A 22,738-nucleotide genomic window follows, 5' to 3' on the forward strand; every position below is an offset into this window, starting at 1 on the left:
TCTCGGAACGATGGGAACGGCTTCCGACCCCGGCGTGGTGCTGGACCGGAGCCGACGACCACCGACTGGGGATGGGCCGGGGGCGCGGGCAGGGGCCGGGGAGCTGCACAGCATCCCCAAGGGCTGCTGTCTTCCCTCCGTCGGCCATCACCTCTTAGTTCATCGCGTGACGTCGCGGAGCGTTACGCCCAATCTTCGTGTCCCGAGTACACCCCTCCGTGGGCTGCGTCACACGGCGTGCGCCCACCCGTGCCGGTCGCGCACCCGTACGGCCCGGCCCGGGGGGCCGCGCGGGGAGCCGCGCACGCCGATGTCGCCGGGCCCGAAGGACCCGGCGACCGGTGGTGCGCTCCCACGCCCCCGTGCGTCGGAGCGTCAGTGCTCGCGCGGTGCGGGGACCACGCGCTCTACCTCCGGGTGCACCGTCAGGAGCTGGCGCATGGCGTTCTCGGCACCCAAGCTGTCGCCGGAGGCCAGCGCCTCGACCATGCGCGCGTGGTGCGCCACGCAGGTTTCGCTGGGGCGGTCGCAGGAGGTCACGGGGCTGCCGGAGACCTGGAGGGCGGCGGAGACGATGCCCGAGAGGTGCTCCAGCATGCGGTTGCCGGCGATCTGGATCAGGAGGGCGTGGAACTCGTTGTCGGCGCGCGCGAAGGTGATCGCGTCTCCCTGCCCGAGGGCGTGGCCCATGATCTCGACCATGTCGGAGAGGCGCTGCTGGATGTCGGGGCGGTCGTGGCCGGCGGCGAGGCGGGCGGCCAGCGGCTCGATCGTCCAGCGGAGCTCGTTGAGCTCGCGGCGCTGGTCGTCGCGCTGGGGGCCGAAGGCGCGCCACTCGATGATGTCGGGATCAAGGAGGTTCCAGTCGGCGACCGGCCGGACCCGGGTGCCCACGTTGGGCCGGGCGCTGACGAGGCCCTTGGCCTCCAGGACCCGCAGCGATTCGCGGACGACGGTGCGGGAGACCTCGAAGCGCTGGCCGATCTCCTCCGGGACCAGGGGCCGGTCCGCGCCGAGGTCGCCGGAGACGATCATCTGGCCGAGCTGCTGGACGAGTTGGCCGTGGAGCCCGCGGCCGCGACTGCCGGCCGCCCGGCGGCCGACGCGGCTCAACTCGACGTCGCCGCCGTCCCAGTGGGGTGGCGCGACCCGGTCGGAGCCGGCGGCCTCCGCGTAGGGGTAGCGGTCGAGGTCGCCCGGGCCGGCGAGGCCGGTGTCGGCATGGCGGGCGGCGGTCATCATGGTGTGCGCAAGGGTACTCACGAATCCTTTGTCGGCCGTGCCTCCACGACCCTTGAGGTCTTTGGTGAAAAGCACACGAAAGGGTGATCGGTGCCACCTACGCAATTGACGACTTATCGTAAGGAACCGGGCCTTTTGCGGGGAGTTGCGGTCCGCTTCGCGTGATTTCGCGCGAAGCGGTCTTCTCCGGTCACCGGGCAGTCGCCTCCCGCATCGGAACGATCACCATCGGACTCGGGCGCGCAGTCCTGTGAACCCATAGGCGCACAACAGGACCATCAACGACAACACCAGCGCGGTGCCGACGGGTTGGGCCATCACCCGAAGGGCCCCCAGCACGAAGCGGTCCGCCTCCGCGGGCCAGGGCGCGGAGGCCAGGGCCCGCAGCCGGGAGGCCACCCCGCCCGCCGGGTACGCGGACTGCCCCTCCAGGGCTCTGCGCACCAGCGGCACGACCGCCACCGGTACGGCGATCACGGCGGCCATGCCCGCGAGGGAGGACCGGAAGGCCCCGGAGGCGAGCACCCCGGCCCAGGCGCAGCCGACCAGCAGCCCGGCCCAACTCGCGGCAGCGGCGGGCCAGTCGGCCGGTGCCCGCAGCGGTGCCGTACCGAAGACGAGGCGCACCGCCGCGGCGTCGGCGGTGACCACGAGGGCTCCGAGCAGGAGGGCGAGGGCGGCGCACACCCCGAGCTTGGCCGTGAGCAGCCCCAACCGGCGCGGCACGGTGCCGCGGTCGGCCGCGAGGGCGGGGTAGCGGTACTCCTCGCCGAAGGCCAGGGCGCCCAGCAGTCCGGCGCCGAGCGCGGCCCAGGGCAGCGGGAAGGGCTGCGGCCAGGCGGCGAGGACCCGGTTGAGCGGGGTGTGGCCGGTGCGGGCCAGCACGAGGGCGGTGGCGGCGGAGACGGCGACGACCAGGGCGGCCGTGAGGAAGGGGGTGGCGGTGCCGAAGACGCGGCGCAGCTCGTAGCGCAGCGGTCGCAGCGGGCCGCCCACCCGGCGCACCGGCGGGGCCGGGCGCGCGGGACGGGCGTGCCGGGCGCTCCCGGCGAGAGAGCGCGCACGCCCGGCGGACGGGTGGGCGGGGACGGCCGGGCCGGGAGCGGGCGGGGTTTGGGCGGGCGGTTCGGTACGGGCCCCTCCGGCGGGGCCCGTACCGGCGCCGGGTTCGCGGTGGACGCCGGCGCCACCCCCGGCCGCGGGGACGCCCGGTCCGGTGCGGACCTGGGCGGCGGCTTCCACCCGTGCCTCCGCGCGGGCTTCCACCCGTGCGCCGGAGCCGGCTCCGGTGCGGGCCTGCGGTACGGGCGGGACGGGCGCTCCGGTGTCGCCGGTCTCGTCGGCGAGCTGGTGGACCAGTACGCCGTGCCGGAACGCGGCCTCACCCACCTCGGCGCAGTTGCTTCCGTAGACCGAGAGCCGGCTGCCGCTCTCCTCGACGATCTCGACCACCCGGTGCGCGGCTCTGGCCTCGCGGCCCAGTACGTCGGCCAGCCGGGCGGCGTGCGGGGTGCGCACGGCGACCCGGGGCCGCAGCCTGGTGCGCGCGAAGTCCGCGGCGTCCTGGTCGGCGACGAGCCGGCCCGCGGCGATGGAGACGACCCGGTCCGCGCTGCGGGCGGCTTCCTTCGCGTCGCCGGTGGTGAAGAGCACGGCTCCGCCCAGGGAGGCGTGGCCGCGCAGCAGGCCGTACAGCCAGGCCCGGTCCCGGGGGGCCAGCCCCGCCGCGGGCTCGTCGAGGATCAGGGTGCAGGGGTCGGCGAGCATGGCCGCGGCCAGCCCGACCCGGCGGTCCATGCCGGCCGAGAGGGAGCCGAGCCGCTGGTCGCGCAGGCCGCCGATGCCGACGACCTCCATCATGGTGTCGGCGCGGGAGGCCGGTACGCCGACGGCGGCGCAGAGCATCCGCAGCTGGCTGCGGACCGTCCGCGACGGGTGTCCGGGGACATCGCCGAGGAGGACCCCGACCTCGCGGGCGGGATGCGGGATCCGGTGCAGCGGGCGGCCGCGGAAGTAGGTGACGCCGCGGCCCGGTTCGAGTTCGAGCATGAGCCGCAGTGCGGTGGTCTTGCCCGAACCCGGCTCTCCGAGCAGGGCGGTCACGCACCCCGGGCGGGCCTCGAAGGTGAGGTCGTCCACGAGGGGCGGGAGATCTCGACGGGGTGTGCTGGTGAGTCCGATGGCCTGGAGCATCGCTTCTCTCGCGGGGTGTGAGACCGCTCTGCGGCAGCGTGAGTACCGCAAGCAAGATAACGCGATATGTCCGATTTTGTACGCAACCGGTCCGAGTCCTTGCCGATATGACTGCCGGCAGCCCCCCGGACGGCGGAGGGCGCCGTCGGCGCGGCTCCGTCCGATCAGACCTCGGGGCGCAGCATGGGCGGGTTGAGCAAGGTCGCGCCGCCGGCCCTGAAGAGCTGGGCGGGCCGTCCGCCCTGACGGGTCGTCGTCCCCCCGGCGGGCACCAGGAAGCCGGGGGTCCCGGTGACCTTGCGGTGGAAGTTGCGCGGGTCGAGCGCCACGCCCCACACGGCCTCGTACACCCGCCGCAGCTCACCCACGGTGAACTCGGGCGGGCAGAAGGCGGTGGCCAGGGAGGAGTACTCGATCTTCGAGCGGGCCCGCTCGACGCCGTCGGCGAGGATCGTCGCGTGGTCGAAGGCGAGCCCGGCGGAGGCCCGGTCCGGGCCTTCCAGGAGTTCGTCGACGGGAGCCCAGCGGGCGCTGTTCGCGTCGCCGCCGGCCCTCGGGGCGGGCAGGTCCGGGGCGAGGACCAGGTGCGCCACGCTGACCACCCGCATCCGGGGGTCGCGCTGCGGGTCCCCGTAGGTGGCGAGCTGCTCGAGGTGCGCGCCGTTGTCCACGCCGGGCGCGGCCGGGTCGTGCGCGCAGAGCCCGGTCTCCTCGGAGAGTTCCCTGGCCGCGGCACCGGCCAGGTCCTCGTCCCCGCGCACGAAGCCGCCGGGCAGCGCCCAGCGCCCCTGGAACGGCTGCTCACCCCGTCGGACGACCAGCGCGCAGAGCGCGTGGCGCCGCACGGTGAGCACGACCAGATCGACGGTGACGGCGAAGGGCGGAAAGGCCGACGGGTCGTAGGGAGACATGCCGCGATCATAGTCGTCTGCTTGACGATAAACAGTCCTTTGGTGATCCCGAGAGCGGCGATCCGGAGCCCGGACCGGATCCTCCCGAGCGCGCGGCACCACCTCCCGGCCGTCGTCTCAGCCTCCCAGTTGCAGTCCATCGGCGGCCTCCTCCACCATGCCGACGCCGAGGCGGCTCACTCGGACGGTGAAGGGCTCCCCCGCCACCCGCAGGCCGGAGAGGCGCAGGGCGCCGAGCGGGGCGCCCGCCCGGGGGGCCACGGCGACGGTGCCCGCCGGGGCGTCCGGGCGGATGCCGGCGAGGGCGGTGAGCGCGTGGATCCCGGCGGCGGCGGCCACCGCGGCCGGCCGGCAGGCCGCGGGATGCGGCAGCGGGGCGCTGCCCGCTGTGCGCTGCTCGGCGGCGTACATCTCCGGCAGCCGGTATCCGAAGGCCTCGGCCGCGTCGAGCAGGCCCCGCAGCAGACCGGCGGCCTCCTTCTCGAAGCCCCCCTGGGCCAGCCCGGCCACCGCGAGGGCGCTCTCGTGCGCCCGGACCGCTCCGGACCGGTGGCCGAAGGGGTTGTGCCCCGGCTCCCTGGCGGCCATGCTCCGCAGCCCCCACCCCGAGTCCATGGCGGGGGCTCCGAGCAGCCGGGCGAGCTGTTCGGTACGGACGGCGTCCAGCAGCCCGGGGGCGAGCCGGCCCCCGCCGAGCAGGCCCGTGTCCAGCAGGTGCGCGGCGGCTCCGGTCAGCCGGGGCAGCGGCCGGCCGTCCGGGTGCAGGGCGGCGGCGGGGCGGCCCCCGTCCGGGCCGTCGATCCAGAACCGGTCCCGGAACCTCTCCCGCAGCGCGGCCGCCCACTCCCGCCACTCCCCCGCTCCGTCGCGACCGCACCCGTCCAGCAGATCGGCGCCGAGGAGCGCGGCCCGGTGGGCGTGGGCCTGGGTCTCGCAGCGCCGCGGCCCCGGATCGGGATCGGCCAGGAAGCCGTCCTCCCCCAGCGACCCGCGCAGCCAGTCCAGGCAGCGCTCCGCGACGGGCAGCAGCCGGGCCACGTCCTCCTCGGGCAGGCCCCAGCGCCGGGCCTCCGCGAGCACCGCCGGGAAGCCGAGGGTGGCTTCGGTCCCGGTGCACCCGGGCGGCAGCTGCGGCCCGGCGGCCCGCAACGGACCCGGGATCTTCCCCGCGTCCGGGCCCCGTCCCCCGGTCTGCGCGCGGGCCAGGGTCCGCAGTGTGGCGGCGGCCAGCCCGGTGCCGAGCGGCAGTGCCATCCGCGCGGCCCACAGCGACTCCGCCGGGGCGAGCCCGAGCCGCCACGGCACTCCTGCCGCGGCGAAGGCGTCGCCGGGTGCCGCGGGGTCCCGCAGGAGCAGGGCCCGGAGGTCCTCGACGCTGGTGCGGAACCAGGCGTCGGCCCTGGGGTCGTCCCCCTCGGCGCGGGCCGCGGCCAGCGGGTTCGCCACCTGCCCGGCGGGGGCCCGGGTGAGGCGGTCGGGGGTGGTCCGCAGCTCGATGGTGCGGGACTCGCCGGGGCCCAGTTCGAGTTCCCAGCGCAGGAGCCCGGCCGAGGCGAGGGCGTCGTCGGGGGCCGGTTCGGCGGTGGTGACGGCCAGGGCGTCGCCGGTGCCCCAGCGCAGTCCCGCCGCGTGCACCGCGGCGGCGAACTCCGGCCCGGCGCGCCCCGCGGCCACCGCGGCCAGGTCGGCCAGGTCGGTGCCGAGGGAGACCTCGACGGGCAGGCGCAGCGGGCGGGCGGCGAAGCTGCGCACGGTGATGCGCTCGGTGCCGTCGGCGTGGCGGACCCGTTCCACCCCGATGTCGGGGTCCGGTCCGGGCTCGATTCCGGTGCGGACGGTGGCGGTGAAGGCGGCCCGGTCGGCGCCGAGGCTGCGGCCGTGGAGGGCGACCGGGTCCCGCCCGGCGACGCGCAGCACGCAGCGGGACAGCAGCCGGCGCCCGGAGCGGTAGATCCCGTCGATCCCCCGCCCGGTCAGCTGGCCGTGCTCGGGCGAGATGGCCAGGCAGGGGGCGGCGACGCAGACGACCGCCCCGTGCACCGGAGGCAGCTCGGCCCTGTGCCCACCACCGCCACCGCCACTGCCACTGCCACTGCCACCACCGGACGCCTGCCCGGGCAGCCCGGCTCCGCCGTCCCGCCCCTGCCCGAGCCGGCCCGCACCAGCGCCGGACGGCTGCCCCGAGGGCTGCCGCGCCGACCCGACGGCCCCCGGCGGACGGCCGGCCGAGCGCTCCGGCGGGTGGCCGGGCGCCGGTTCGGGTGGACGGGGCGCCGGGGTGGGAGGGGGCCCGGGCGGGCCGCTTCGGGGTACGGAGGGAGCCATGTGCCGCCTTGTCTGCGCTCCGGCCGGTTCTGCGGGGCGGCGGCGCGGCCGGGCCCCCACCACCCTCCCCCTGAACGTCCCCACCCCGGCCCGGGTCACGGGCCCCGGTGGCGGCTGCCCGCGCCTGGCGGGGTGATTCCGGGGCGGGGCCGCGCCGGCCGCCCGCCGCCGGGTCCCCGCACGGACCTGACGGGGGCTCACTGCCCGCTCCCCTCGGGGCGGCGGGAGGCGCGGCGGTGCCGTCCGGTGCGGCGGCCGGGCGGGCGGGTGGCCGCGGCCCGCCTCCTGCGGCCCGGTTCGCGGCGCCTGCGCTCCTCGCGCAGGCACTCCCGCAGCCCCTCGGGGTCGATGCCCTCGTTGCAGGCGTGGTGGAGGAGCTGGGCGAAGCGGTATTCGGCGTCGGCGCGCAGGGCCAGCCCGAAGGCGATCCGGGCGGTCGGCTCGTCCCCGGTGGACCACGAGACCCAGCCGGCCAGGGTCAGCGGGGCGGCCGCGTGTTCCCCGTAGGCCCCGACGCAGCGCCGGGCGAGGGCTCGCCACAGCCTCAGGGCGGGGGCGGCCTCCTCGTCCTCCATCCACTCGGCGGCGATGTCGCGGATCTCCCGGTCCTGGAGTCCGAGGATCACGGCGGCGGCCTCGTCGTGGCCGAGCAGCGCGTCGTCCCAGTCGTCGGCGCGGGGGCCGCCCTCCACGGGCGGGGCGAGGGTCAGGCGCCGCATCAGGGTCCGGGCCAGGGCGAGGGTCTCCGCGCCGACCTCCTCCCTGGTCGCCCCGTCGAGGATCCTCGGCACCAGGGCGGCGGCGGCCCGCTCCAGGGCTTCCTCCTGCTCGACGGCCCAGGTCCCGCCGAGCGGGGTCAGCCGGCTTTCGATCTCCTTGAGGGAGCCCCGGACCTGGAGCCCCGCGAAGGTGGCCGCGGCGGCCATCACCGAGGTTCCGGGCGGGGCCAGCGGGTTGCCCTCGGCCGGACAGCATCCGTCGTCGCCGCAGGTGTAGGACCAGTAGCGGCCGGCGGAGAGGCACAGGGCCTCCAGGACCGGCACGTCCAATGCGCCGCAGGCGATCCGCAGCCGCTGGGCGAGCGGCCGCAGCCGGGTCATGACCCGCTGCCCGCTCTCGCCGTCCCGGGGGTCCTGGCAGAGGAAGACCACGATGCCGTCGGGCTTGTCGCCGCGCCGTTCGCTGCCGCGGATCAGGCATTCGGCGACCTGCCGGGCGGTGTCCTCCCATTCCGCGGGGGCGAGGGGGATGCCCACGCGGAGCCGGCCGCCGAAGCGTCCGTTCTCGCCGTGCACGGTGACCATGACGAGGGAGTCGGTGGGGTGGAAGCCGAGCATGTAGGGCAGCGCGTCGGCCAGTTCCGCCGGGCTGCGCAGGGTGATCTGGGATTCGGAGGGGGCACCGGAAGGGCTGAGGGAGGGCCGTCCGGACGGGCTGGGTGATTCGCTGTTCGTCGTCATGCGTCGACGGTCCCGTGCGCGGTCCGAACCGGAAACCCCTGTGGATAACCCGTTCGGTATTCAACATCCACAGGTCCGGGGCCGCATTGGCGCGATGTCAGAGGCATCGGGTTGCATGGGGGCATGAACGCAGACCTGAGGTCCTCGGCCGATTCCGTACTCGCCCGCCTCGTGGGCGACCCCACGGGCACCGCACGGCTGCGCGAGGACCAGTGGCGGGCGATCGAGGCCCTCGTCGCACACAAGCGGCGGGCCCTGGTCGTCCAGCGCACGGGCTGGGGCAAGTCCGCGGTCTACTTCGTGGCCACCTCCCTGCTGCGGGCCGCCGGCGCCGGTCCGACGGTCATCGTCTCCCCGCTGCTCGCGCTGATGCGCAACCAGGTCGAGGCCGCCGCCCGGGCCGGTATCCACGCGCGCACCATCAACTCCGCCAACCCCGAGGAGTGGGAGGGCATCCAGGCCGAGGTGGCGGCGGGCGAGGTCGATGTCCTGCTGGTCAGCCCGGAGCGGCTCAACAACCCGGACTTCCGCGACCAGGTGCTCCCCAAGCTGGCGGCGGCCACGGGGCTGCTCGTGGTCGACGAGGCGCACTGCATCTCCGACTGGGGCCACGACTTCCGTCCCGACTACCGCCGGCTGCGCACGATGCTCGCCGATCTCCCGCCGGGCGTTCCCGTGCTGGCGACGACCGCGACCGCCAACGCCCGGGTGACGGCCGACGTCGCGGAGCAGCTGGGTACCGGGGCCGGTACGGACGCGCTGGTGCTGCGCGGCCCGCTGGACCGCGAGAGCCTCAGCCTGGCCGTCCTGACGCTGCCCGACGCGGCGCACCGGCTGGCCTGGCTCGCCGACCACCTGGCCGAGCTGCCGGGTTCCGGAATCGTCTACACCCTGACGGTGGCCGCCGCCGAGGAGGTCACCGCCTACCTGCGCCACCGCGGACACACGGTCTCCTCGTACACCGGCAAGACCGAGAACGCCGACCGCGAGCAGGCGGAGAGCGACCTCCAGGCCAACCGGGTCAAGGCCCTGGTGGCGACGTCCGCCCTGGGAATGGGCTTCGACAAGCCCGACCTGGGCTTCGTGGTGCACCTGGGTTCGCCCTCCTCCCCCATCGCCTACTACCAGCAGGTCGGCCGCGCGGGCCGCGGTGTCGAGCACGCCGAGGTCCTGCTGCTGCCGGGCCGGGAGGACGAGGCGATCTGGCAGTACTTCGCCTCGGTGGCCTTCCCTCCGGAGGAGCAGGTCCGCCGCACCCTGGACGTGCTGGCGCAGGCGGGCCGTCCGCTGTCGCTGCCGGCTCTGGAGCCGCTGGTCGACCTGCGCCGCACCCGGCTGGAGACGATGCTCAAGGTGCTCGACGTCGACGGCGCCGTCCACCGCGTCAAGGGCGGCTGGACCGCCACCGGCGAGCCCTGGGCGTACGACGCCGAGCGCTACGCCTGGGTCGCCCGGCAGCGGGCCGCGGAGCAGCAGGCGATGCGGGACTACGTGGCGACCACCGGGTGCCGGATGGAGTTCCTGCGCCGCCAGCTCGACGACGAGGAGGCCGCTCCCTGCGGCCGCTGCGACAACTGCGCCGGCGCCCGCTTCACGGCGGAGGTCTCCGGGGCCGCGCTGGACACCGCCCGGGGCGAACTGGGCCGTCCCGGCGTGGAACTGGAACCGCGCAGGATGTGGCCGACCGGGCTCGCGGCGGTGGGCGTGGACCTCAAGGGGCGGATCCCGGCCGGGGAACAGTCCTCGACCGGCCGCGCCCTGGGGAGGCTGTCCGACATCGGCTGGGGCAACCGGCTGCGCCCCATGCTGGCCCCGCAGGCAGCCGATCAGCCCGTTCCGGACGATGTCGTACAGGCCGTGGTGGCCGTGCTCGCCGACTGGGCCCGGGGGCCCGGCGGTTGGGCCTCGGGGGCGGCCGACGCCCCGGCCCGGCCCGTGGGCGTGGTGGCGCTGCCTTCACGCAGCCGCCCCCAGCTGGTCGGTTCCCTGGCCGCGCGCATCGCCGAGGTGGGGCGCCTCCCGCTGCTGGGGGCGCTGGAGTACACCGATCAGGCGCCGGAGTTCGGACTGCCGTCCTCGAACAGCGCCCAGCGGGTCCGGGCGCTCCACCAGGCGTTGACCGTCCCGCCAGCCCTGGCGGCCAGCCTTGCCGGGGTCCGGGGTCCGGTGTTCCTCGTCGACGATCGCGCGGAGAGCGGATGGACCCTCGCGGTGGCCGCCCGGCTGCTGCGGCGGGCAGGGGTCGAAGGGGTGTTTCCGCTGGTGCTCGCCCTCCAGCCGTAGCGGAATGCGTCATCTCCGGTGTGGCGGGGCAAGGATATGAGCGGCATACCGGCGAATTCCGGTCCGCGGCCGCAAATGCTCATTGCCCCATCCTCGCGGGCCGCGCGAGAATCGGAGTGCTCCCGCTCGGCTCGTCGGCACTCTCCTGGGCCGCGCCGCGGCGCGCCCACACCTCAGCCGTGCCCGTACGCGGGCGTGTACCCGAAGGGAGGACCGTGACCTTCGGATTCGCCCCGTCCTCGACCACGTCACTGGCAGCGGCGGCCGGTGGCACGAGCCGGCACGGCAGACTGCTCGAGCCCTCCGAGTGGACGGCGGCGGGGGTTCCCCTGCTGCGCAATCCGCGCGAGGTGGTCAGCGGGCTGCACTCCCGGCACAGCCCGGTTCCGGCCACGGCCGTCATAGCCGTGCTGGGCCCCGAGGAAGAGCTCGTCGCGAGCGCCTCGTTCGTGCAGAAGTCCGTTTCGGCGGACGGCTGGGAGTACCGCAACGCGCTGCTCTCGCGGCTGCGCCGGATCATCCCGCACGACCTGCGGCGACGGACCCCGGTCCGGACGGCGGTGCTGATGTACTGCCGTGAGGGTGACGAGCGCTGGACCGAGGAGGACGGTGCCTGGATGTGGGGGCTGCGTGACGCCTGCACTCTGCACGGGCTGCGCTGCGGCGCGTACATCACGCTGACCCGCGGCGGCTGGCAGGTGCTGGGTGACGGCCGGGGCGGGCGGCGGCCCGGCTCGGACTCGCGTCCGGAGCCGCTGGGCTCCGTGACCCCCGATCTCGCACCGCTCACCCTGAGCACCGTGGGCGGCGCCGCGGAGGCCCTGCGCCGGACCGCCGCGCGCTGAGGCCCGCGTCGGCGGGCTCGGGCGCGGCGGCGCCCCGGAAACCGCTCGGCACCGCCGGCAGCGGCCGGCCGGGCGCCGGCCTTCAGCGGGGCCGGCCCCATGGCCCGCCCCGCCCCTCGCCCGTACGGGATACGGAGCGTCAGACGCTCGCGTTCAGCACGGAGTTGATCTGCGCGACGTCGCCGCACACGATCAGCAGCGCACCCGCCCGGGCGAGCGCCACCGGCAGTGCGGTGGAGGTCGCCCCGGCCGGTCCGCCGTTGGCCGCGAAGACCACGACGGGGCGGCCGGAGGCGCGCTGCACGTGCGCCGCGTCCGCGTAGAAGACGTCGTCCCCGGCGTCGTGCTGGGCCCAGTAGGAGGCCTCGCCGAAGGACAGCTCGTGTGCGGCCCACGGGTGCGGGTCGCCGGTGGTGATCACCAGGATCTCGCCGGGCGCGCGCCCGGTGTCGAGCAGCAGGTCCACTGCCTCCTCGGCCGCGTCCAGCGCACCCTCGGCGGAGGCCGGGATCAGCTGGACCTGCGGGACCGCCGCCGAGACGGACGGCGCGGCGGGGGCTGCGGGAACGGGTCCGGGGGCGGCCTGTGTCGCGCGGGGCGCGGGCGGACCGGGCCGGGGGGCGACACCCGCGGGGCTCGCCGCCGCGGGAGAGGGACCGGGGCGCCCGGGCCGGGGAACGGCTACGGGACGCGGACCAGGTACAGGGCGGGGGGTCTGCGCGGTGCGGCTCGCGGCCGGCGTGACGCGGGGACCCTGGGCACTCTCGTGAATCTGAGGCTCCTCGATGGCGGGGGTGAGAGGCGGGAGTTGATATCTATCAAACACCGGTACGAAACGTACCGGTCGGTGGCACGTGGGTGCGATCAGAAATCGAAGCCGAGTTGGCCTCCGTTTTCCAGCTCCATCGCTTCCTCGCTGCGGCGCACCTTCTTCAAGTGCCGCCACTGGGGCAGCGCGTCGAGGTAGGACCACGAGAGCCGGTGGTACGCGGTGGGCCCGCGTACCTCCAGTGCGGCCCGGTGCACGGGCGAGGGGTAGCCGGCGTTGGCGGCGAAGGCGAAGTCCTCGATTCCGTCGCCCGGTACGCCGAGTTCGGCCATCATCCGGTCGCGCCGGACCTTGGCGATCACCGAGGCCGCGGCCACGGCGACGCAGGACTGGTCACCCTTGATGACCGTACGGACCCGCCAGGGCGGGCCGAGGTAATCGTGCTTGCCGTCGAGGATCACCGCGTCGGGCCGGACCGGGAGAGCCTCCAGCGCGCGCACCGCTGCGAGCCGCAGGGCCGCCGTCATGCCGAGTTCGTCGATCTCCTCCGGGGAGGCATGGCCGAGGGCGTGTGCGGTGACCCAGTCCTCCAGGACCTCGAGCAGCACGTCGCGCCGCTTCGAGGTGAGCAGTTTGGAGTCGGTGAGGCCCTCGGGCGGCCGGCGCAGGCCGGTGATCGCCGCGCAGACGGTGACGGGGCCGGCCCAGGCCCCTCGTCCGACCTCGTCGACCCCGGCGATGACCTTGGCGCCGGTGGTTGCGCGGAGGGAGCGCTCGACGGTGTGGGTGGGTGCTTCGTACGGCATGGCGCCAGCAAGGTTACGCCGCCCCGCGCCGCCTGCACACCCCGGCCCGGGGCAAGCGGCGTCCGGGGGCGTCCGCGGGTCGGCGTGGCGCGCGCACGCGGCTGCGCCCCGGGCCCCTCGGCCGGCTTCGCGAGGTGCCCGCGCGGGGACGTGAGCGGGCGCCGCCGAGCCCGTACGGAGGCAGCCGCGGAGCTTGGCCGCGGTTCGCACGCGGAGCACCGGCACCTTCGGCCCGCCGGTCGTCTCCGCGATATCGACGGCGCGCCATTCGCTCCCGCACACCCCGGCGCGGCCCCTGAGCATCGCCGTACTCACCTCGTCGAGACCATGGGACCCGGGGCATCGGGCGCACGTCCCCCCGCTCGATTCCGCGCCGGAACCGCTCGCGGATCACCTCGCGCTCCGGCTCGCAGGCCCTTTCCGGACCACCTCGCGGAACAGGCCGGCCTGCGTGCGGTCGCATTCGCGAAGGACCGCGCGCCCAGCGCGTCCGGCGGACGGGTCACTGGCCGGGGAGCGTCACCCGGGCAGGGCCGGCAGCCACGCCGGGAGGGCCTCGGTCCGGTCCAGCCACGCCTGCGGCAGCACCGCGTCCCCGCGACCGCCCAGCACCCCGCCGACGATCGCGCAGGTGGTGTCGACATCGCCGCCCACCTGGGCGGTGGTCCAGAACGCCCGCTCGTAGTCGTCCAGCGCCCGGGCAGCCGACCACAGCGCGAAGGGCACCGTGTCGTGGGCGCTCGTGCGCCGCCCGCAGCCCAGTACCGCGGCCACCGTGGTCGCGTCGCCGTAGTCCAGCATGTCCCGCGCCCTGCGCACCCCCGCGCCCACGGCACTGCGCGGCACGAGCGCGATCACCCCGTCCAGCAGGGCCTCGGCGGTCGGCACGCCGGCCGGGGAAGCCGCCAGCGCGGCCGCGGCGGCGACGGCCATCGCCCCGCACACCGCCTCGCGGTGCTGGTGGGTGGTGTAGGCGGAGATCTCCGCCTGGTGCGTCGCCTGTTCGGGGTCGTCCGCGTACCAGGCCCCGAGCGGGGCGATCCGCATGGCGGCGCCATTGCCCCAGGAGCCCTGCCCGTTGAAGAGCTCGGCGGCCAGCGTGCGCCAGTCCTCACCCTCCCGGACGAGGCGCAGCATCCGGTTCACGGCGGGCCCGTAACCGCGGTCGAAGTCGTGGTGGTCGGCGAAGGAGGCCGCCAGCGCGTCCTGGTCGATGCGCCCGTGCGTGGCCAGCACGGCCACCACCGAGCAGGCCATCTCGGTGTCGTCTGTCCACTGCCACGGCGAGCTGCCGGCCGGCAGCTCGCGCCGCTTGAGCAGCGGATAGTTGACGGGAACGAAGTACTGGGAGCCCAGGGCGTCCCCCAGCGCCAGCCCTCGGAGGCTGGACAGGGCGCGTGCGTAGCGCGTCTCGGGAGTGGAGTCAGCGGTCATCGCGCGTCACTTTAGCCGTCCAGGTCATAAGGCTCGGGTGTGGTCCACCGCTCAAACGGGCGGTCCAGCCGGTACCGGCCATCGGGTCCCAGCTGCAGGACGCGGAATTCTCCGTTGCCCGGGTTCGACAGGGCTTCGAACTCGGCCACCGACCAGTGGAACCAGCGCATGCAGAACAGCCGCATGGTCAGCCCGTGGGTGACCAGCAGGACGTTCTCGGGATGGTCCGGCGCCTCGAAGCTGCGGTAGAGGCTCTCCAGGAAGGAACCGACGCGGTCGTAGACGTCGGCGCCCGACTCGCCCTGCGCGAAGCGGTAGAAGAAGTGGCCGTACGCGTCCCGGTACGCCTTCTGGAGCTTGACGTCGTCGCGGTCCTGCCAGTTCCCCCAGTCCTGCTCGCGCAGCCGGGGTTCCTCGCGCATGCGTACCCGTGCCGGGTCCAGCCGCAGCTCGCGGAAGGTCTGCAGGGTCCGGCGGTAGGGGGAGACGTACGCGCTGATGGTCTCCTCCCCGAAGAGCTCGCGCAGCCGCGCCCCGGCCGCCGCGGCCTGCTCGTGGCCGGCACGGGTCAGCCGCAGGGCGTGGTCGGGCTCCCGCTCGTACACCGTGTCATCGACGTTTCCCTCCGATTCCCCGTGCCGGACAAGGACGATGCGCCGTGGTCGAACCATCCCCCGACCCTATTCGGCCTCCGGGGCGCGGGGTGACCCGGGCACGCCGGGCGGGGATGACGGTTGTCCTACGGTCATACCGTCCAGCCGGGTTCGAGGTCGACCACGTCCCCGGTGAGCGCCTCGACGTCCGCCTCGGTCTGGGCGCGCAGCGACAGCCGCTCCACCCTCTCCTGCCGGTACTTGCCGTGTTCCGCCGCCGCCCGCCACATCGACAGCACCAGGAACTCCCGGCCGGGCGCCTCCCCGAAGAGGCCCCGGATCATGCCGGGCGATCCCGCCATGGCCGGGTTCCACACCTTCTCCTGCATCAGCGCGAAGTGGTCCACGCGCCCTTCCCGCACCCGGGTGTGGGCGACCCGGACCACGTCGGCGTCGCTGAAGCGCGGCTCGAAGCCCGTCTTCACGTCGAAGCGGTGGTCGAAGAGCGTGACCCTCGCGTCGGTGTAGGTGCCGTTCTGCGAGGCCGCCAGTCTGTCGTGCGAGCGGGCCATGAAGGAGTCGTAGAAGGACCGGCTCTCCCAGAAGGCGAAGACGTGCGCGACCCCCTGCCGGCCCCTGCTCCAGCCGCCGCCCTGCCCCCGGAAACCGGGTTCGCCGGGCAGCCCCGCCCACTTGCGCTGCCCGCGCTCGAACCCGCGTCGGTCCGTCACCGTGCAGCGAATCCACTTGACCAGCACCGCGCCATCGTACGGGCCGGGCGCGGCCCCGGTCAGTCCCCGGAGCGGTGGATCCGTACCAGTTCCGCCGCATCCCGCTCGGGCAGCCGAAGACCGAACTCCCGACCGAGGAGGGCGAGCAGCCGATCGGAGGCCACGGCCTCCCGCTCGGTCCGCCCGTCGGGGTACAGGCGCATGAGCTCGTGGCCCACGAGCGTCTTGCGCACGGTGTCGCCCGGGAGCTGTACGAGGGTCTTGCCCAGGAAGGCGGAGCGGGGGTGGGTGGAGCTGTAGTGGTTCAGCACGACGTAGTCGACGGGGTGGTACCGCTGCGGGGAGAAGGCGTACAGGTCCCGCCACTCCTCACCGCGGCGGGTGCGGAGCACGAGGACGCCGTCCTCCTCCTCGTGGACGGCGTACGCCCACGGGCCCTGGCGCACCTCCCCGCCGGGCCGCGCGAGCGGGACGGGCTCGCGCGGGCCCATGTAGCCGAACCCGGCGTCACAGAGCCACGGTTCGCCCTCGACGGTGACGACGAGCACCGCGTGCGTCACCGCCGGCACGGACGCGCCCCGGGTACGGTTGCGTGCCCCGCGCCCGGAGACCTCGTAGCCGATCCGCTCCAGGGCGGCGGCCAGCAGCGAGTTCTGCTCGTAGCAGTAGCCACCCCTGCGGGCGCGTACGAGCTTGTCCTCGATGGCCTCGACCTCCAGCGCGACGGGGCGGCCGAGCAGGACGTCCAGGCTTTCGAAGGGGATGGCGGCGGTGTGGGCGCGGTGCACTTCGTACAACGTCTCGAGGTCCGGCCGGAGTTCCCGCGCCGCTCGTCCCGTCCCCGTCCCCAGCCCGATCCGCTCCAGGTACGCGTCCAGGTCCAGTTCGTCCCCGCTCCACATGGCTCCCCGCTCCCCCACCGAAATCCCCGTGCCCGCGCAGACCCGGGCCCCGCACAATGATCACCATGACCGCCCTGCACACCAACCCGCTCTTCGACCGTCTCGCCACGGCGCAGCGGATCCTCGTCGCCGGTGCCGGAGGTGGCTTCGACATCTACTCGGGCCTGCCCATCGCGCTCTCCCTGCTGCACCAGGGCAAGGAAGTGCACCTGGCCAACCTCTCCTTCAGCACCCTCGCCGGCCTGCCCGCCGAGGACTGGACGGCTCCCGACCTGGCCGCCGTCACCCCGGACTCCGCGCCCCACCTGGCCTACTTCCCGGAACGGACCCTCGCGCGGTGGCTCCGGCTGCACCGCTACCCCTCGACGGTGTACGCCTTCCCCCAGGTCGGGGTGCAGCCGCTGCGCGCCGCCTACCGGGCGCTGATCGACCTCCACCGGATCGACGCGGTGGTGCTGGTCGACGGGGGCACCGACATCCTGATGCGGGGCGACGAGGCCGGCCTGGGCACCCCCGAGGAGGACCTGACCAGCGTGGCGGCGCTGGCCGCGCTGGACGACGTACCGGAACGGCTCGTGGTGTCGGTCGGCTTCGGGGTCGACGCGTACCACGGGGTCAGCCACGCCCTGGTCCTGGAGAACATCGCGGCGCTGGAGCGGGACGGGGCCTACCTCGGCGCGTTCTCGATACCCCGGGCCACACGGGAGGGCGCGCTCTTCCTGGACGCGGTGGCGCACGCCCAGGACCACACGCCGGACCGTCCGAGCATCGTGGCGGGTTCGATCGCGGCGGCCGTGCGCGGCTCCTTCGGCGACGTGCGGTTCACCGAACGCACGCGGGGCAGCGAGCTGTTCGTGAACCCGTTGATGTCCCTGTGCTTCGCCTTCGAGCTGCGCGGGCTGGCCGACCGCTGCCTCTACCTGGACCGCATCGAGGACACCCACCTGATGCGCCAGGTCCACTCCGGGATCGCGGAGTTCCGTGAGGACCTGGTCACCCGCCCCTCCCGCGCGATCCCGCACTGACGCTGCCGGCCCTCGCCCGCGCGGGCGAGTGGTCCCTCGGCCACGCCGCTGCCGTCATCGCCGCGAGGCGGGAACGGCGGAGAGGGAGCCGCCCCCCGGGGGGCGGCTCCCTCTCTCACCCGCGGGTCAACGACCTGTGCGGGGGTGTTCGATCACGGAACCGGAGCCGGTTCCGCTCGTCTCAGCTGCAGCCGCTGGTGGAGCCGCAGCCCTCGCAGATGTAGCAGGAGCCGGCGCGCTGCATCTTCGTACCGCAGGAGAAGCAGAGCGGGGCGTCGGCGGAGACGCCGAGCTGCATCTCGACCAGTTCGGCGTTGCTGTGCGCCGTCTTGGGGGCCGGGACCGGGACGGTCACGGCCGGCTTCGGGGCGGAAGCGGCCGGGACCGACGCGAGCGGCGCCGACTGGGCGAGGGACTCGGTGTCGAGCTCCTCGTCCTCGAGCGGCTCGTAGGAGCCGGTGTCGAGGTGGCGCTGGCGCTCCTCGGCGGAGTGGATGCCGAGCGCCGAGCGGGTCTCGAAGGGCAGGAAGTCCAGCGCCACGCGACGGAAGATGTAGTCGACGATGGACTGGGCCATGCGCACGTCCGGGTCGTCCGTCATACCGGCCGGCTCGAAGCGCATGTTCGTGAACTTCGCGACGTACGTCTCCAGCGGGACGCCGTACTGCAGACCGACGGAGACGGCGATCGAGAAGGCGTCCATCATGCCCGCGAGGGTGGAACCCTGCTTCGACATCTTCAGGAAGACCTCGCCCAGGCCGTCGTCCGGGTAGGAGTTCGCGGTCATGTAGCCCTCGGCGCCACCGACCGTGAAGGAGGTGGTGATGCCGGGACGGCCCTTGGGGAGGCGCTTGCGGACCGGGCGGTACTCGATGACCTTCTCGACCGCCGTGCGGATGGTCTCCTCGGCCTTCTCGGTGATCTCGGCCTTCTCCTCCTCCTTCTTCTTGGCGGAGAGGGGCTGGCCGACCTTGCAGTTGTCGCGGTAGATCGCGAGCGCCTTGACGCCCAGCTTCCACGCCTCGAAGTAGATCTCCTCGATCTCCTCGACGGTCGCCGACTCCGGCATGTTGACCGTCTTGGAGATCGCGCCGGAGATCCAGGGCTGGATCGCGGCCATCATGCGGACGTGGCCCATCGGGGAGATGGAACGCTCGCCCATGGCGCAGTCGAAGACCTCGTAGTGCTCGGGCTTGAGGCCGGGCGCGTCGACGACATTGCCGTGCTCGGCGATGTGGGAGACGATCACCTCGATCTGCTCTTCCGGGTAGCCGAGGCGGCGCAGGGCCTGGGGCACGGTGCCGTTGACGATCTGCATCGAGCCGCCGCCGACGAGCTTCTTGAACTTGACCAGGGCCAGGTCCGGCTCGACACCGGTGGTGTCGCAGGACATCGCGAGACCGATGGTGCCGGTCGGCGCGAGCACGGAGGCCTGGGCGTTGCGGAAGCCGTTCTTCTCGCCCAGGCGCAGGACGTCCTGCCAGGTCTCGGTGGCCGCGGCCCAGATCGCGTTGTCCAGGTCCTCGGTGCGCGGCGCGACGGCGTTGGCGTCGGCGTGCTGCTTCATGACGCGCTTGTGCGAGTCGGCGTTGCGGGCGTAGCCGTCGTACGGGCCGACGATGGCGGCCAGCTCGGCGGAGCGCTTGTACGCGGTGCCGGTCATCAGCGAGGTGATCGACGCGGCGAGGGTGCGGCCGCCGTCCGAGTCGTAGGCGTGGCCGGTCGCCATCAGCAGGGCGCCGAGGTTGGCGTAGCCGATGCCGAGCTGGCGGAAGGCGCGGGTGTTCTCGCCGATCTTCTGGGTCGGGAAGTCCGCGAAGCAGATGGAGATGTCCATCGCGGTGATGACGAGCTCGACGACCTTGGCGAAGCGCTCGGCGTCGAAGGACTGGTTGCCCTTGCCGTCGTCGTTCAGGAACTTCATCAGGTTCAGCGAGGCGAGGTTGCAGGACGTGTTGTCCAGGTGCATGTACTCGCTGCACGGGTTCGAGGCGGTGATGCGGCCGGACTCGGGGCAGGTGTGCCAGTTGTTGATCACACCGTCGTACTGGATGCCCGGGTCGGCGCAGGCCCAGGCGGCCTCGGCCAGCTTGCGGAAGAGCGCCTTGGCGTCGACCTCCTCGATGACCTCGCCGGTCATGCGGGCACGCAGGCCGAACTTGGTGCCGTTCTCGACGGCCGTCATGAACTCGTCGTTCACGCGGACGGAGTTGTTGGCGTTCTGGTACTGGACGGACGTGATGTCGTCGCCGCCCAGGTCCATGTCGAAGCCCGCGTCGCGCAGGGCGCGGATCTTCTCCTCCTCCTTCACCTTGGTGGCGATGAAGTCCTCGACGTCCGGGTGGTCCACGTCCAGGACGACCATCTTGGCCGCACGGCGGGTGGCGCCGCCCGACTTGATCGTTCCGGCGGAGGCGTCGGCGCCGCGCATGAAGGAGACCGGGCCGGAGGCGTTGCCGCCGGAGGAGAGGAGCTCCTTGGAGGAGCGGATGCGGGAGAGGTTCAGGCCGGCGCCGGAGCCGCCCTTGAAGATCATGCCCTCTTCCTTGTACCAGTCGAGGATCGACTCCATGGAGTCGTCGACGGCCAGGATGAAGCAGGCGGAGACCTGCTGCGGCTGGGGCGTGCCGACGTTGAACCACACCGGCGAGTTGAAGCTGAAGATCTGGTGCAGGAGGGCGTAGGTCAGCTCGTGCTCGAAGATCTCCGCGTCGGCGGGGGACGCGAAGTAGTCGTAGTCCTCGCCGGCCTTCGTGTACGTCTTCACGATGCGGTCGATGAGCTGCTTCAGACCGGTCTCGCGCTGCGGGGTGCCGACGGCTCCGCGGAAGTACTTGCTGGTGACGATGTTGACCGCGTTCACCGACCAGAAGTCGGGGAACTCGACGCCGCGCTGCTCGAAGTTGACCGAGCCGTCGCGCCAGTTCGTCATGACGACGTCACGGAGCTCCCAGTTCACCTCGTCGTAGGGGTGCACGCCGGGGGTGGTGTGGATGCGCTCGATCCGCAGGCCGCCCTTGGCGGCCTTGGTCCCCTTGGCGCGGGAACCACGTGCCGAGCTGCTCGCCGTCTCTGTCATGCCGCCTGCCTCCCATATGCGGGCAAAAACGCCCTAAAGTGCCAGCTATATTCCGCGGCACAGTGCTGTGTGTCTTCTATCTACGAATCTCGCCGTGCCGACGGGCCGGGCCGCGCTGCGGCCGAGCGGTCAGTCGGCGGCGGAGGCGGGCACGGGGACGACCGGGGGGGTCCCTCCGGGCCCGCACTCATGGGGGTGAGGCCGCGGCTCGCGCAGTTCCGCGATGGCGGTCTCGAAGTCTTCAAGGGTGTCGAACGCTCTGTAAACGGATGCGAACCGCAGGTACGCGACGAGGTCGAGCTCCTGCAACGGGCCGAGTATGGCCAGACCCACGTCGTGGGTGGTCAGCTCGGCGCTCCCGGTGGCGCGCACCGCCTCTTCGACCCGCTGGCCGAGCTTGGCGAGGGCGTCCTCGGTGACCGGCCGCCCCTGGCACGCCTTGCGCACGCCGGAGATGACCTTGGTACGGCTGAAGGGTTCGGTGACCCCGCTGCGCTTGATCACCATCAGCGAGGCCGTCTCCACCGTCGTGAAGCGACGGGAGCAGTCGGGGCACTGACGGCGCCGGCGGATCGACGTTCCGTCGTCGGTGGTGCGGCTGTCGACGACGCGGCTGTCGGGGTGCCTGCAGAAGGGGCAGTGCATGGTTCCCTCACCCTCCTCTTGGCACGATCGAATCACCCCACGGAGCCCGCCAACGACGGAGAGCGAGTCTTCGCCGGGGGCTCGTGAAGCAGCCACAAGCATATGCGATCCCAGGGACCTCAGCGGACCGAGGACCACAACTTCTGGGTGGCCGCGCCCATCCAACCACTAGATCTTGGGTTGGGCCGGATTTACACCACTCCGCGTGTCGCGGTGCCCGATGGGCGGATGCGGGGGCTTCCGGTGCCACACTGGGCACACCGCCGGGCCCCGCCCGGCCACGGCCGATCCAACCGGGAAGGGTACCGTAAGGAGCGGACGCGGAGCCGAACCCGCGTTCGGCCCGACCGGTCGGCCACACGCCTCCCGGCCGACTCCCGGACCGGCACCCACGCCGGTGAGCAACCCAGACCCACGGGCCCGGTCACCCATACACCCGCCGATCTAACCCAGGTGGACGATCCGCGATTTTTCACTCGAACGTGTGTTTGGCGCAACCTTTCGAAAGCTACTACCGTTGTCCAGCTAGGGAGAACATTTCGAGAGGGGCCGACGACGTGACCACCACCGCAGACAGTGCCACCATCACTGCCCAGAACCGCTCCCAGAGCCGACTCGAGCCGGTGCATGCCATGAATGACGCAAGTCAGAACCAGGAGGCGGAGGCCGTACGCCCCGCGCGCTCCCTGCCAGGGCGGCCTCCAGGCATCCGCGCCGACAGCTCCGGACTCACGGACCGGCAGCGGAGGGTGATCGAGGTCATCCGGGACTCCGTGCAGCGCCGCGGCTACCCGCCGTCGATGCGCGAGATCGGCCAGGCGGTCGGCCTCTCCAGCACCTCCTCCGTGGCACACCAGCTGATGGCCCTGGAGCGCAAGGGCTTCCTGCGCCGTGACCCGCACCGGCCCCGCGCCTACGAGGTGCGCGGCTCCGACCAGCCCAGCTCGCAGCCGACGGACACCACCGGCAAGCCCGCGGCCTCCTATGTTCCCCTGGTGGGCCGGATCGCCGCCGGCGGCCCGATCCTGGCCGAGGAATCCGTCGAGGACGTGTTCCCGCTCCCCCGCCAGCTCGTCGGCGACGGCGAGCTGTTCGTCCTCAAGGTCGTCGGCGATTCGATGATCGAGGCCGCGATCTGCGACGGCGACTGGGTCACCGTCCGTCGTCAGCCCGTCGCCGAGAACGGCGACATCGTCGCCGCGATGCTGGACGGCGAGGCCACCGTCAAGCGCTTCAAGCGGGAGGACGGCCACGTGTGGCTGCTCCCGCACAACTCCGCCTACCAGCCGATCCCCGGCGACGAGGCCACCATCCTCGGCAAGGTCGTGGCCGTACTGCGCCGGGTCTGAGCCCGGCCCGTCGCCCCCTCAGCCAGCTCCGGGACCCACTGCGCCGGTCCCGGAGCTGTTGCATGCCCGGGCACGGCTTCCCGCACGTCGGGCGCCTGCACCCTCCTCGTGGGCCGCCACGGCGCCCCGGGTCGCAGCCCCGCGGC

Annotated in this window: 17 protein-coding genes; 4 read left to right on the forward strand and 13 right to left on the reverse strand. The window is 73.6% G+C overall.

Going from position 1 to position 22,738, the window contains the following annotated elements; genetic code table 11:
• Window positions 1-375 precede the first annotated feature (375 nt).
• The 5 genes from ACZ4WZ_RS22545 to ACZ4WZ_RS22565 form a co-directional block, all read right to left on the reverse strand.
• Complete coding sequence (locus ACZ4WZ_RS22545) at window positions 376-1,317, reverse strand: FadR/GntR family transcriptional regulator (protein WP_467892862.1); 942 nt, start codon at window positions 1,315-1,317, stop codon at window positions 376-378.
• 147 nt (window positions 1,318-1,464) lie between these two features.
• Window positions 1,465-3,435: an ATP-binding cassette domain-containing protein gene (locus tag ACZ4WZ_RS22550; protein ID WP_467892863.1), complete on the reverse strand. Its 1,971-nt coding sequence runs from the start codon at window positions 3,433-3,435 to the stop codon at window positions 1,465-1,467.
• A gap of 164 nt (window positions 3,436-3,599) precedes the next feature.
• On the reverse strand, window positions 3,600-4,346 hold the full coding sequence (locus ACZ4WZ_RS22555; RefSeq protein WP_467892865.1) for an NUDIX hydrolase: 747 nt from the start codon (window positions 4,344-4,346) through the stop codon (window positions 3,600-3,602).
• Window positions 4,347-4,463: 117 nt separating this feature from the next.
• Window positions 4,464-6,671, reverse strand: a complete 2,208-nt coding sequence (locus ACZ4WZ_RS22560) for a glycogen debranching N-terminal domain-containing protein (protein ID WP_467892866.1) — start codon at window positions 6,669-6,671, stop codon at window positions 4,464-4,466.
• Window positions 6,672-6,868: 197 nt separating this feature from the next.
• On the reverse strand, window positions 6,869-8,131 hold the full coding sequence (locus ACZ4WZ_RS22565) for a DUF4192 domain-containing protein (protein WP_467892867.1): 1,263 nt from the start codon (window positions 8,129-8,131) through the stop codon (window positions 6,869-6,871).
• Between the two features lie 123 nt (window positions 8,132-8,254).
• Here ACZ4WZ_RS22565 and ACZ4WZ_RS22570 point away from each other — a divergent pair, with 123 nt between their 5' ends.
• Both ACZ4WZ_RS22570 and ACZ4WZ_RS22575 read left to right on the forward strand, forming a co-directional pair.
• Window positions 8,255-10,414 (forward strand): RecQ family ATP-dependent DNA helicase, encoded by a 2,160-nt coding sequence (locus ACZ4WZ_RS22570; protein ID WP_467892869.1) that lies wholly within the window; start codon window positions 8,255-8,257, stop codon window positions 10,412-10,414.
• Window positions 10,415-10,629: 215 nt separating this feature from the next.
• Entirely contained in the window at window positions 10,630-11,259 is a 630-nt protein-coding gene (locus tag ACZ4WZ_RS22575) for a hypothetical protein (protein ID WP_467892871.1), read from the forward strand.
• Between the two features lie 139 nt (window positions 11,260-11,398).
• On the opposite strand, the gene ACZ4WZ_RS22580 is transcribed toward ACZ4WZ_RS22575, so the two are convergent.
• From ACZ4WZ_RS22580 to ACZ4WZ_RS22605, 6 genes are all read right to left on the reverse strand, one after another.
• Complete coding sequence (locus ACZ4WZ_RS22580) at window positions 11,399-12,085, reverse strand: hypothetical protein (protein ID WP_467892872.1); 687 nt, start codon at window positions 12,083-12,085, stop codon at window positions 11,399-11,401.
• 38 nt (window positions 12,086-12,123) lie between these two features.
• Window positions 12,124-12,834: a ribonuclease HII gene (locus tag ACZ4WZ_RS22585; protein WP_467892873.1), complete on the reverse strand. Its 711-nt coding sequence runs from the start codon at window positions 12,832-12,834 to the stop codon at window positions 12,124-12,126.
• Window positions 12,835-13,353: 519 nt separating this feature from the next.
• Window positions 13,354-14,268: an ADP-ribosylglycohydrolase family protein gene (locus tag ACZ4WZ_RS22590; protein ID WP_467892874.1), complete on the reverse strand. Its 915-nt coding sequence runs from the start codon at window positions 14,266-14,268 to the stop codon at window positions 13,354-13,356.
• Between the two features lie 11 nt (window positions 14,269-14,279).
• Window positions 14,280-14,939, reverse strand: a complete 660-nt coding sequence (locus ACZ4WZ_RS22595; RefSeq protein WP_467892876.1) for a histidine phosphatase family protein — start codon at window positions 14,937-14,939, stop codon at window positions 14,280-14,282.
• Between the two features lie 74 nt (window positions 14,940-15,013).
• Window positions 15,014-15,619, reverse strand: a complete 606-nt coding sequence (locus ACZ4WZ_RS22600) for a YdbC family protein (protein ID WP_007266991.1) — start codon at window positions 15,617-15,619, stop codon at window positions 15,014-15,016.
• Between the two features lie 32 nt (window positions 15,620-15,651).
• Window positions 15,652-16,494 (reverse strand): arylamine N-acetyltransferase family protein, encoded by an 843-nt coding sequence (locus ACZ4WZ_RS22605; RefSeq protein ID WP_467892878.1) that lies wholly within the window; start codon window positions 16,492-16,494, stop codon window positions 15,652-15,654.
• 65 nt (window positions 16,495-16,559) lie between these two features.
• Between ACZ4WZ_RS22605 and ACZ4WZ_RS22610 the strand changes: the two genes are divergently transcribed.
• Complete coding sequence (locus ACZ4WZ_RS22610) at window positions 16,560-17,519, forward strand: DUF1152 domain-containing protein (RefSeq protein ID WP_467892880.1); 960 nt, start codon at window positions 16,560-16,562, stop codon at window positions 17,517-17,519.
• Window positions 17,520-17,700: 181 nt separating this feature from the next.
• Here ACZ4WZ_RS22610 and ACZ4WZ_RS22615 read toward each other — a convergent pair whose 3' ends face one another.
• Both ACZ4WZ_RS22615 and nrdR read right to left on the reverse strand, forming a co-directional pair.
• Entirely contained in the window at window positions 17,701-20,598 is a 2,898-nt protein-coding gene (locus ACZ4WZ_RS22615) for a vitamin B12-dependent ribonucleotide reductase (protein WP_467892881.1), read from the reverse strand.
• A gap of 129 nt (window positions 20,599-20,727) precedes the next feature.
• Window positions 20,728-21,243: a transcriptional regulator NrdR gene (gene nrdR, locus ACZ4WZ_RS22620; RefSeq protein ID WP_467892882.1), complete on the reverse strand. Its 516-nt coding sequence runs from the start codon at window positions 21,241-21,243 to the stop codon at window positions 20,728-20,730.
• 557 nt (window positions 21,244-21,800) lie between these two features.
• On the opposite strand from nrdR, the gene lexA reads away from it, so the two are divergent.
• The gene (gene lexA / locus ACZ4WZ_RS22625) at window positions 21,801-22,592 is read left to right on the forward strand and encodes a transcriptional repressor LexA (RefSeq protein WP_467892883.1); all 792 of its coding nucleotides are present in this window, start codon (window positions 21,801-21,803) and stop codon (window positions 22,590-22,592) included.
• The last annotated feature ends 146 nt before the right edge of the window (window positions 22,593-22,738 follow it).

It is taken from the genome of Streptomyces sp. NPDC029122, from assembly GCF_055569445.1.